The following is an 11,477-nucleotide window of genomic DNA, read 5'->3' on the forward strand; positions in this document are numbered from 1 at the left end:
ATCAATGTGATGACAGGGTGGCTATCGGACGGCTATCGCCGCTATGTTTACCCGGCCGACTTCACCCGCGTAGCCCGAATCGCCGCCGGCACGCGCCGGATGCCACGCAGCACGTTCGCCAGATGCAGCCGGTCGCGCACCTGCAGGATCAGCCGCACATCCAGCACTTCCTGGTTCATGTCGTCCGACATGCTGATGTAGCCGATATTGGCGTTGGAGCGGGCAATGGCCGCCGTAATGCCCGCCACAGCACCGACGCGGTTGTGGATGGTGACGGTGACTGCGGTCGGGAAGCGCCGCGTCATGTGCTCGGCCCACTCCACTTCCATGAAGCGCTCGGCATCCTTGGCGCGCAGGCGCTTGGCCACGGTGCAGTCGGCCGTGTGCACGATCAGGCCTTCGCCGCGGCCCAGGTAGCCGATGATCTCGTCGCCTGGCAACGGGTGGCAGCAGGGCGAATACTTGATGGAGGATTTTTCGCTGCCGTCCAGCGCAATGATCTGGCGGTACTGCTGGGCTTCCTCGTTGAAGCGCTCCATGCTCAGCAGCACGGCGTCGGGCTTTTCGCCCAGTTCGGTCATCAGCGTGGCCAATTGTTTGGCAATTACCGTGGTGATGCGCTTGCCGTGGCCGATGTCCAGATACAGATCCTCCAGGCTCTTGCTGTTGGCAAAGCGCAGCAGCTTGTCCCAGACGGCCTTGTGTTCTTCGTCCTGTGGCGGAATGTGCTCCATGCCTTCGGCGCGGTAGGCCTGCAGGAACAGGCGCTGGCCCAGCACCAGCGCCTCCTCGTTGGATTGCACCTTCAAATGGTTGCGGATGCGCGAACGTGCCCGCGCCGTGCGCACAAAACTCAGCCAGGCCGGCTTGGGCGTGGAATCCGGATCGGTGATGACCTGCACCACGTCGCCGCTGGACAGTTCGGTGCGCAGCGGCGCTTCGCGGTTGTTGACCAGGCAGCCCACGGCGCGATCACCCACGTCGCTGTGGATGGCGTAGGCAAAGTCGACCACGGTGGCGCCGCGCGGCAGCGACATGATGCGGTTCTTGGGCGTGAACACGAACACGTCCTCGGGGAACAGGTTCAGGCGAACGTGGTCCAGAAACTCGTTGGCATCCAGCGTTTCCTTCTGGATATCGAGCAGGCTCTTGAGCCAGTTGGCCGGCTTGCCGCTCTTGTCGTCGGCCGCTGCCTGCTCGCCTTGCTGCTTGTACAGCCAGTGTGCCGCCACGCCGGATTCGGCCACCTGGTGCATGGCATCGGTGCGCATCTGGAATTCGACATGGATGCCTGCCGGGCCGATCAGCGTGGTGTGCAGCGACTGGTAGCCGTTGTCCTTGGGGATGGCGATGAAGTCCTTCAGGCGCTGCGACACCGGCTTGTAGAGCGAGTGCAGAATGCCCAGCGCGAGGTAACAGTCCGAGTTGCTCGGCACGATGATGCGGAAGCCGAAGATGTCGTAGAGCTGGGCAAAGCTCTGCTTCTTGCTGTCCATCTTGCGGTAGATGGAGAAGATGGTTTTTTCGCGTGCCTTGATGCGGGCCTTGAGGCCGGCGGCGGCAAAGGCATCTTCCACGTTCTTCTGCACCTCCTGCACCAGATGGCGACGCCGGCTGCGCGCGTGGCCGATGGCCTTGGTGAGTGTTTCGTAGCGCCAGGGGTGCAGGTACTTGAAGGAGAGGTCTTCCAGTTCGCGGTAGGTGCGGTTCAGGCCCAGGCGGTTGGCGATGGGTGCGTAGATTTCCAGCGTTTCGGTGGCGATGCGGCGCTGCGAGTCGGGCTTCATGTCCGACATGGTGCGCATGTTGTGCGTGCGGTCGGCCAGCTTGATCAGGATGACGCGCACGTCGTTGGCCATGGCCAGCAGCATCTTGCGGAAGGATTCGGCCTGGTTCTCCTGCCGGCTGCTGAATTGCAGCTTGTCCAGCTTGGTGAGGCCGTCGACCAGTTCGGCCACGGGGGTGCCGAATTTTTCCGTCAGCTCTGCCTTGGTGACGCCGCAATCCTCCATGGTGTCGTGCAGCAGCGCGGCCATCAGGGCCGGGGTGTCTAGCTTCCATTCCGCACACTGCGCCGCCACGGCAATCGGGTGCGTGATGTAGGGTTCGCCGCTCTTGCGCGTCTGTCCCAGGTGCGCCTGATCCGCCAGCTTGTAGGCCGCCCGCACGCTCGCGATCTCATTCTCGGCCAGATAGTCGAGTTTGTTGAGCAGGGCAGCAAAGCTGGCGGCAGAGGCGGTTTCGGCGGGGGACGGAGTCATGCGGCAATCCGTTCGGAGGACACGGCTGTAAGAGGAAGAAACAGGAGCTCTCATATTACCCGAGATGACAGGAATAAGACAGCGCCCAGGCCCTGTCATTTGCCTGCGATCGGGCATGAAAAAAGCACCCCGGAGGATGCTTCTTGCGATTGGCTGCGGGCCACTCAGGGCGCGGGGCGCAGAATCAGGTCGGGACCTTCTTCAGCATTTCCAGGCCGACCTTGCCGGCTGCGATTTCGCGCAGGGCGGTAACGGCGGGCTTGTTGCGGCTTTCGACCTTGGGCAGGTGGCCCTGGCTCAGCATGCGGGCGCGGTAGGTGGCAGCCAGAACCAGCTGGAAACGGTTGGGGATTTGTTCGAGGCAGTCCTCGACGGTGATGCGTGCCATGATGAAGCAGGTACTCCGGAATCAGATGATGTGCAGGGCGGAAAACACGGTTGCCCTGGAGCGGCTTTGCGCGGCGTATTTCAGGCGCTGGGCGTGCACGATGCTCTTGAGATCGAACAGTGCACGCTCGAATAACTCATTGATTATAACAAAATCGAATTTTGCTGCCTGTGCCATTTCCTGCTCGGCATTGACCAGGCGCTGCTCGATGGTCTCGGCGCTGTCCTCGCCGCGGCGCTCCAGGCGCGAGCGCAGCTCTTCCCAGCTCGGGGGCAGTACGAACACCAGCACCGCATGCGGGAAGATCTGCTTGATCTGCAGCGCGCCCTGGTAGTCGATTTCCAGCAGCACGTCGCCGCCTTCGGCCAGGCGCTGCTCTACTGCCTGGCGCGAGGTGCCGTAGCGGTTGCCGTGCACCTGGGCCCACTCCAGGAAATCCTGGTTGGCGATCATGGTGTCGAAGGTGGCGTTGTCGACGAAGAAGTATTCGCGGCCATCCACTTCCTGGCCCCGCGGGGCGCGCGTGGTGTGCGACACGGAGGCCTTGACGCCGGCGTCTACTTCCATCAGGGCTCTGACCAGGCTGGACTTGCCCGCGCCGCTGGGGGCGGCTACGACGTAGAGGTTGCCAGGGTATTCGGTGGGGGTGTTCTGCTGCATAGGTCGGAGCTTGGAAGATTTATTCGATATTTTGCACCTGCTCGCGCATCTGCTCGATCAGCACCTTCATGTCGACCGAAATGCGCGACGTATCCAGTGCGGCCGATTTGGAGCCCAGCGTGTTGGCTTCGCGGTGCAGTTCCTGGATCAGGAACTCCATGCGCTTGCCCAGCTCGCCGCCCTTGTTCAGCAGGTTCTCGATGGTGTCCAGGTGCGATTGCAGGCGGGTGATTTCCTCGGCCACATCGATGCGGATGGCGAAGGCGGTGGCTTCGGACAGCGCGCGCTCCTGGGCGGCTTCGGCCGACACAGGGTTTGCTGTGGACTGGGCGGATGCCTGCTGGAAGGCGTCATTCCACTTGTCCAGAAAGCGCTGGCGCTGCTGCTCTACCAGTTGCGGGATCAGCGGCTCGGCTTCCCTGGCCAGCGCGCGCAGGCCTTGCACGCGCTGCAGCAGGCTGTCGGCGAGTTGCCTACCTTCGGTTTCACGCGCATGCTGGAAACGCTCCAACAGCGTCCGCATGGATTGCAGCAGCCACTGCTGCATCTGCTCGGGCGGCAGCGCGAGGGAGGAAGGCGCGGTATTCAGGCGCAGCACGTCGGCCACCGACAGCGGCGCTGCCTGGGGCAGCCAGCTGCGCACGGCGTCCTGCGCGGCGGCCAGGCGCTGCAAGAGGGCGACGGAAGGGGCCTGCATCTGGTCAGGGGCGGAAGACTGGTGCTCCAGCGAAGCGCGCAGCTCTACCTTGCCGCGGCGCAGCTGCTTTTGCAGCAGTTCGCGCAGGGCGGCTTCATGCGGGCGCAGTTCTTCCGGCAGCTTGAAGGTCAGGTCGAGAAAGCGGCTGTTGACAGCGCGCAGTTCCAGGCTCAGGCGCCAGTCGTCCGGCAGGGCGGGATCGAAGCCCTGGTTGGCATCGGCCTGCATCTGGCCGGGGGTGGACTGCAGGCTGGCGTAGCCGGTCATGCTGTAAACTGGCATGCATTACCTCGGGAGGGGAAAAACGGTTGGCAGCAAGGGCTGCGGCGTGCCGGAAGTATAGACGCTCGCTTTGCCAGCCGCGTGCTGTACCGGCCAAAACAGGCGTCGATCCAGTCGGCATGATCGTGACTGATATTCCCGCTGCGTGCGTTTGTCAACCTGTCCGCATTTCTCTCTTCGGGCGTCTCATACTGAAGGATCCAGACCATCATGACCACGAACAGCTACGCGCGCCCGTCCGGCCGCGCCCACGACGAGCTGCGCCCGGTGCGCATCACCCGCAACTTCACCATCCACGCCGAAGGCTCGGTGCTGGTGGAGTTCGGCAACACCAAGGTGCTGTGCACCGCCAGCGTGGACGAGAAGGTGCCGCCGTTCCGCCGCGGCAGTGGCGAAGGCTGGGTCACGGCCGAATACGGCATGCTGCCGCGTTCCACCCACACCCGCAGTGATCGCGAGGCAGCCAGGGGCAAGCAGAGCGGCCGCACGCAGGAAATCCAGCGTCTGATCGGCCGCGCACTGCGTGCCGTGTTCGATCTGGAGGCGCTGGGCGAGCGCACCATCGTGCTCGATTGCGATGTGCTCCAGGCCGATGGCGGCACGCGCACCGCGGCCATCACGGGGGCTTTCGTCGCTGCGCAGGATGCCGTCAACGGCCTGCTGCGCGATTTCAAGGTCACGCGCAATCCGATCCGCGAGCCGGTGGCGGCCGTGTCCGTCGGCATGGTCGAAGGCACACCGCTGCTGGATCTGGAATATCTGGAAGACTCCGCCTGCGATACCGACATGAACGTGGTGATGACCGGTGCCGGCAAGTTCATCGAGGTGCAGGGTACGGCTGAAGGCCAGCCTTTCAGCCGCGAGCAGCTCGACACCATGCTGGAGCTGGCGCAAAAAGGCATTCTCGCCCTGCAGGACAAGCAGCGCGAGGCACTGGCGGGCTGAGGCATGACCATGAAAATCGTGCTCGCCTCCAACAACAAGGGCAAGCTGGCCGAGCTGCAGGCGCTGTTCGGCGAACTGGGCGTGGAACTGGTGCCGCAAGCGGCACTGGGGGTGCCCGAGGCCGAGGAGCCCTTTCACACTTTTCTGGAAAACGCCCTGACCAAGGCGCGCAACGCCAGCCGCCACAGCGGCCTGCCGGCCATTGCCGACGATGCCGGCCTGTGCGTGGATGCCTTTGGCGGCCAGCCCGGCGTGCAGACGGCGTACTACGCCACGCAGTTCGGTTATCCGAAAGGGGACGGCAACAATGTGATTGCCCTGCTTGAGCAGATGCAGGGCATCACCCAGCGCCGTGCGGCGCTGGTCAGCACGCTGGTGGCCGTGCGCTCGCCGGACGATCCGGAACCGCTGGTGGCGGTCGGCCGTGCGGTGGGGCAGATCACGCAGCAGCCCATCGGCGACAATGGCTTCGGCTTTGATCCGGTGATGTTCATTCCCGAACTGAATCAAACCTTTGCGCAGATGGACCCGGACGAAAAAAACCGCCGCAGCCATCGCGGCCAGTCGGCGCGCGAGATGGTGCGCCTGCTGCGCAATACCTGGCTGGCGCCCGACGCCGCCTGAGCGGAAATCAGCATGGCCAATGCTCCCGATGTGCTGGACCTGATGCGTCCCGGCAGCCTGCAACTGCCGGCGTTGCCTCCCCTGAGCCTGTACGTGCACCTGCCCTGGTGCCTGAAAAAATGCCCCTATTGCGACTTCAATTCGCATGCGGTGCAGGGTGGGGCGGGCGTGCCCGAGCAGGCCTATGTCGATGCGCTGATGGCCGATTTGCAGCAGGCCCTGCCGCTGGTGTGGGGCCGGCAGGTGCACAGCATCTTCCTGGGCGGCGGTACGCCCAGCCTGTTCTCGCCTGATGCCATCCACGGTCTGCTCAGCCAGATCCGCGCCTTGCTGCCATTGGCGCCCATGTGCGAAATCACGCTGGAGGCCAACCCCGGCACCTTCGAGCGTGAGCGCTTTGCGGCGTTCGCGCAGGCGGGCGTTACGCGCCTGTCGATCGGTGTACAGAGCTTCAACGATGCGCACCTGAAGGCGCTGGGTCGGGTGCACGATCGCGCCCAGGCGCTGGCCGCGGTGGAAGAGGCTGCGCACAGCTTCGATACTTTCAACCTGGACATCATGTACGCCCTGCCGGGGCAGGACATGGCCGACCTGCGCCAGGATCTGGACCAGGCGCTGCAGTTTGCGCCGCCCCACATCAGCATTTATCACCTGACGATCGAGCCCAATACCTACTTTGCCAAGTATCCGCCCAAGGCCTTGCCGGACGAGGACAGCGCCTATGGCATGCTGGACCTGATCACGGAGCGCACGGCGGCGGCCGGCATGGAACGCTACGAGGTGTCGGCCTACGCGCGTCCGGGCCATGCCTGCGTGCACAACCAGAACTACTGGGGGTTTGGCGACTATCTGGGCATCGGGGCGGGGGCGCATGGCAAGCTGAGCTTCCCGCACCGCATCGTGCGTCAGGTCAAGGTGCGCGAGCCGCAACGCTACATGGAACTGGCCTTGCGCGGCGAAGCGCTGGCGCAGCAGCACGAGGTGGCGCGCGAGGACTTGCCGTTCGAGTTCATGCTCAATGCGCTGCGGCTGCGCAATGGCTTTGCGCTGGCGGATTTCGGCGACCGGACCGGCTTGCCGATCACGGTAATCCAGCGCCCGCTGGAAGAGGCCGAGCGGCGCGGCTGGATTGCGCGCGACTTTGCGCGTGTGTGGCCGACGGAGCAGGGATTTGATTTTTTGAGTGACTTGCAGGCGCTGTTCTTGCCAGACTAAACACGTGTCGCCGGGCTCATACATGCAAGCCGCTGCACGAAAGACGCGTAGCGTCACGATTTGACGCAGGGGCTTCGTACACTGGCAGGATGAAGACCCAGCAAGACTTGATCATTCGTGTGGCCCACTTGATAAGCCGCTTCATCCGCACAAGTGCGTTTCCAAGCGAGAAGGGTGGATATGGTTTTGAATGACATCCCAACTGGTTTTCGCATAGCAGCGTACCAGCATGCCATCTACCAGCGCCATAGCACCAACGGTAAGCGCTTGCGTATGCAGGATGCACTTGCCTTGCAGGCGGATAGCCACGATTTCATCTGGCAAGCGCAATCACGCGCACTTCCATCGACCCTCTTGACTGGCGGCTCCGTTTGGGCATCTGTGGCTGATGGTGTCTCCAGCAGCCCTTGCGCAGCTCTTGCGAGTTTGAGCTTTTTGGAGGTGCTTCACCATGTTGTTGAAGAGGCAGCGTTAAAGGGCTTGCCTGAAACCTTGCCTCAACGCGTGCGTACCGCGGTACAGGAATGGCAATTCCGATATCGAAACGAGCGAACTGAAGGTGCGTCCACTACTCTGGCCAGTATCCATATCGTTCACGATCAGGTTTGTGCTGTGAACTGCGGTGATTCGAGAGTTTGGCGTCTGCGCAGGCAGCGAAGCGGTGAAATCGAATGGCTTCAGCTCAGTCTGGATCACACGGTGTGGCAGCAAATTCTTCAGGAGGAATTGGAGCCGGAAGAAGCAGGCATGGAGCATGCCTCCATCTACGATGGACTTTTGCACTGCCTGACACTCGGTGAAAGCACGGATCCCGAGCCGATATGGGACGCTGGTCTGACGCAGCATACTGGTGCTTCGGAAGAGTGGTTGCATGTTTGGCGTGGCCGTGTTGCGCAAGGTGATGTCTATTTGCTTGCCACAGACGGCTTGCATGGCACAGTTGGTGATGCACGGCTGTCCACGCTTTGGCGAGGCGAAGCCTCACTTGACGAAAATATATCTCATTTGAAGCAGGCATATCTCTATGCAGGACGCTTGGATGACTGTTCAATGATCGCAATTGAAATAATCGGACCTTTAAGCGCTTCCTGCGGGTGCTGAGGACTGCATGGCCTCCCCGGAATGTTAATCCGCGACGCTGGCAGCTTCCAGGATTTTTACGTAGTCTAGGAACTTGTTGCCAGCGATCCAGTTGTTCGGCAATTTTTTGCCGTTACCGCCCATAGCATGATCCCATTTGTATATGCGCTGCTGAAGCTGTTTGAGATCGGCTCTCATCAGTGCAGTTTCCCCCCCCCAAGTGAAACCTACCACGATCTGTGCACCAAGCTTGCTGCAAAGCGTCTTAATTTCATCGAAGCTGGCTCGTGCCTTAAAATTGATGTGCCCACTTTCTGGCTGGGGCGATGAATCAAACTGCTCTGGATTGCTGTCGAGCGGTAGCAGGAGTGCTTTTCTAATTGTTGCCCACTCCCGATTGAACCGGTGAAGTTCTGTCGACAGATCGTCGAATGACAAGGTCTTGTTCATCTTGCGCAATTCTTCTTCGCTCTCTTTCAATTGTGCTGGCACCAGGTAAATCACATGCAGATGGCGACATTTTTTCATGGTTTCCAAGTCTCTGTGGAAACGATTGAAACCATTGACTAGCAGCGATTTGAGCGTGTCGTATTTGCCTGACTCGGACGAATGCGTCTGGATGTTGTCCAGATCTTTGAGCAGGTAAGATGCTCCCTCTTTCCTGACCCTGATTCTCGATATGCGATATCTTCTGGCCTGATTGCTGTCAAAGCTGCTGCTTGTAGTCTTGAGTTCCAGAAAAACCAATGCTTGCCGATCTTCGTTGTACAGCAGAAAGTCGATATTGGTCGATTGACGATTGTTCTCTTTGATCAAGGGGAATTCAGGGCAAAGCATCCGGTAGCGTCCACTCAAGAATTCATCGTCTTTCAGGGTTGCAGTCAGCACGTCTTCGAGGAAAAATCCCAGAATTGGTCCCACCGAGCGTTCAACCTGAACCTTGGGTAGTTGGCGACCCTGGAGCAAGTGCTCCATCAATTGGCGTAAGAAATCTTCGGTCATTTATGTATTTTGTCTGTTGCTTGTGTTCAGCGGTAATTGATGAATGAAAAGATCAGTGTAGAACTTGGAATATAGATCGAAGGCCCGGGTCTCCACTGCTTTCTGAAAGTCCAGTGCACGATGAATATCCCACCAGCGGGGCTTTTCATCCTCGCCGCCAGCAGAGAGCCAAAGCATTTCGAATTCATCTTCGATAAGGGAATTGTCCCTAAAGCCAGGCTTGCCAAACTTGATTTTTACCGGAGTATCACCAAAGGAACGATTTTCCTGGCTGGATAGAATATGAATATTTCCAATGCTGTCTCCAATGGACCAATGTCCTGTTTGGTCCACGTTGCCACTATTGTCCTTGGCGCGAAAATCCATCAAACGATTGCCCGAGCTTGCCCCGGTCCAATAAGACCACTGAGAGCGGGGCAGGATGTGGTCGTAATCGAACGGTGTTTCATCACCTAGGCCTGGCAAGGCGGGTTGCTCTTCGAAATTTTTGAACACATAGTCACGCTGCAGCCATAGTAATATGGGGTGTATATGCCGTCTGTTTCTATTCCACCAGCGATTGTAAAATGTAACGTATTGTTTTTCTAGATCATTGAGGTTCTTTGTATCGAATCGGGTCCAGCCTCTTATGCCACGAACTTCGTCGGGAGAAAGTGTTAAACCATGAATTGATTGCAGTGCGTCCGGGCTTGGCAAGGGGAGAGCAAGGTGCTTCTGCTTTTCCGATTCAAGCTCCATCATTAAAGCTTGGTCCGGGAATATCTCATTGTCTGACGACGACATGTTTTTTTTCAGAAACTCGATGGCCACTTCGCTGGCACTAGCAAAGTCGTAGATGCAAAGGTGCCCCTGCAATATAAAACGAACTAGAGAGTGCCTGTAATTCTTGATTGCCTCATCGGAGGGGTTTTTCAGTTTGTGCCATGCCAAGATCACTTCCAATAATGGTATGGGTATCAAGGATAAGGCATGTTTTGGGAGACCGATGCGAAAGTCTTTATCGTAACTGATTGCTTTCAGAATGTTTTCCAGTGTGGGCTGAAAAGACCCGCTTGGCAGAATTTCATCTCTGAGGTTGTTGATGAATCCAGGGTGTTTGCGAATTAAGCGCGCAAAAGAGGTCTTGTCCATTCTTGCTGAGTCCCTGATTTTTGACTCCTTGTTATCTTGTGATAGCAGAGTCCAGCGGACTGCGGTCATTGCCAGTGTCGTAGGGGTGTATATGGCGCTGGTTCGGGGATCTTCGAGCAAGGTCTCTATGGTTTCATGCGCCTCTTTCATGTGATGCTTGATGATGGAATATATGTAATCAGCGTCGCTCAATGTCTCTCCGCTCGTGCCCACCCTTTTGAATAGAATGGCCAGCGGTGGGTCAACATTGGAGTTTTCATCGTCATCCTGTGGTTCCTTGTCATTCAGTATATCCTCGCGGACGCGGAGTATCGGAAGCTGGCATGTGTTGATATTCTGAAGTGCTGCTTGAATTGTAGGGATGCGCTTGATGATTTCCTCTGCAGAAGGGAGGGAGTTGTATTTTGACTCCAGATATTTTATGGCGGCATCGCTGTTGGGGTTTGCTTCTGTGTTTTTACTGGATTTAATGGCATCTATCTTTTGATTTAATGCGGATCTGTAACTGTCCAGCCGACTTGTAAGGAAGTTTGATAATTCGTTGGAGTTTTCCATCAACTCAGTGATGGGTACGGAAAAATTGGCATCCCAAGGCATGAAATCAGGAGATTTCCAAAGCGCCTTTTCGTCCTTTATTTCCTCTGGTTTCCAGATTGCGTTCGCTACACGCAACTTGCTGTGCTCCAGTTTGCTAATTGCATTCCCGCCCCTTGTCGCTCTGGCATAGCCAAAAGGCTGGGACGTGGTTGTGACCAATAGGCGAAAAATGTATTCTTCTTGTGGTGCGTCGATCAAATCCAGCCAGATTACCACCGGTCGCATCGAGTCTTTCAAGCCGCTAGGTGGCCAGCCCGCCATGATTGCCAATGTGCGTTGCTGGCCGTCGATCAAGTCAATGTCGCCTTCTGCAGATTCACGTGTTTGGATTTCGCCCAGTATCTTTACCGTGCTTCCTTGCGGGGAATTGCGCGCCATCAGTGCGCCCATGGGCATTCCCCTTAACAAGGTATCCCACAAGTCCAGTATTTTGTGCGGAGCCCAGACCGATCCACGTTGAATCATTGGCAACACAACACGGTGGGCTACATCCGCCTGGTTGGATGCCCACGCCATCCATTCTGGCAGGGTTACAATTTTTGCGCTTTCTGTATCAAAGAATGATGTATGCATTTTATTTGTGAAAAATTTTAAT

General features: G+C 58.4%; 10 protein-coding genes. 4 read left to right on the forward strand and 6 right to left on the reverse strand.

What is annotated here, in order from left to right; translation table 11 throughout:
• Positions 1 to 47 precede the first annotated feature (47 nt).
• From KKQ75_RS03065 to KKQ75_RS03080, 4 genes are all read right to left on the reverse strand, one after another.
• The gene (locus tag KKQ75_RS03065) at positions 48 to 2,261 is read right to left on the reverse strand and encodes a RelA/SpoT family protein (protein ID WP_250130982.1); all 2,214 of its coding nucleotides are present in this window, start codon (positions 2,259 to 2,261) and stop codon (positions 48 to 50) included.
• 184 nt (positions 2,262 to 2,445) lie between these two features.
• Complete coding sequence (rpoZ, locus tag KKQ75_RS03070) at positions 2,446 to 2,649, reverse strand: DNA-directed RNA polymerase subunit omega (RefSeq protein WP_213360194.1); 204 nt, start codon at positions 2,647 to 2,649, stop codon at positions 2,446 to 2,448.
• Positions 2,650 to 2,670: 21 nt separating this feature from the next.
• The gene (gmk, locus tag KKQ75_RS03075) at positions 2,671 to 3,309 is read right to left on the reverse strand and encodes a guanylate kinase (protein ID WP_213360197.1); all 639 of its coding nucleotides are present in this window, start codon (positions 3,307 to 3,309) and stop codon (positions 2,671 to 2,673) included.
• Positions 3,310 to 3,328: 19 nt separating this feature from the next.
• Complete coding sequence (locus KKQ75_RS03080) at positions 3,329 to 4,288, reverse strand: YicC/YloC family endoribonuclease (RefSeq protein WP_213360199.1); 960 nt, start codon at positions 4,286 to 4,288, stop codon at positions 3,329 to 3,331.
• Positions 4,289 to 4,498: 210 nt separating this feature from the next.
• Here KKQ75_RS03080 and rph point away from each other — a divergent pair, with 210 nt between their 5' ends.
• The 4 genes from rph to KKQ75_RS03100 all read left to right on the forward strand — a co-directional run bounded on the left by rph (position 4,499) and on the right by KKQ75_RS03100 (position 8,173).
• Complete coding sequence (rph, locus tag KKQ75_RS03085; protein ID WP_213360201.1) at positions 4,499 to 5,233, forward strand: ribonuclease PH; 735 nt, start codon at positions 4,499 to 4,501, stop codon at positions 5,231 to 5,233.
• A 9-nt stretch (positions 5,234 to 5,242) separates the two neighbouring features.
• The gene (gene rdgB, locus KKQ75_RS03090; RefSeq protein ID WP_213360203.1) at positions 5,243 to 5,857 is read left to right on the forward strand and encodes an RdgB/HAM1 family non-canonical purine NTP pyrophosphatase; all 615 of its coding nucleotides are present in this window, start codon (positions 5,243 to 5,245) and stop codon (positions 5,855 to 5,857) included.
• Between the two features lie 12 nt (positions 5,858 to 5,869).
• Positions 5,870 to 7,072, forward strand: a complete 1,203-nt coding sequence (gene hemW, locus KKQ75_RS03095; RefSeq protein ID WP_213360205.1) for a radical SAM family heme chaperone HemW — start codon at positions 5,870 to 5,872, stop codon at positions 7,070 to 7,072.
• 186 nt (positions 7,073 to 7,258) lie between these two features.
• Entirely contained in the window at positions 7,259 to 8,173 is a 915-nt protein-coding gene (locus tag KKQ75_RS03100) for a PP2C family protein-serine/threonine phosphatase (RefSeq protein ID WP_213360207.1), read from the forward strand.
• A 24-nt stretch (positions 8,174 to 8,197) separates the two neighbouring features.
• On the opposite strand, the gene KKQ75_RS03105 is transcribed toward KKQ75_RS03100, so the two are convergent.
• The gene (locus tag KKQ75_RS03105) at positions 8,198 to 9,154 is read right to left on the reverse strand and encodes a hypothetical protein (protein ID WP_213360209.1); all 957 of its coding nucleotides are present in this window, start codon (positions 9,152 to 9,154) and stop codon (positions 8,198 to 8,200) included.
• A complete protein-coding gene (locus tag KKQ75_RS03110; protein WP_213360212.1) occupies positions 9,155 to 11,455 on the reverse strand; it encodes a DUF262 domain-containing protein in 2,301 nt (766 codons plus the stop codon).
• Positions 11,456 to 11,477: the final 22 nt, after the last annotated feature.

Origin of the sequence: Brachymonas denitrificans (assembly GCF_907163135.1) — a bacterium.
Lineage (GTDB): Bacteria > Pseudomonadota > Gammaproteobacteria > Burkholderiales > Burkholderiaceae_C > Brachymonas > Brachymonas denitrificans_A.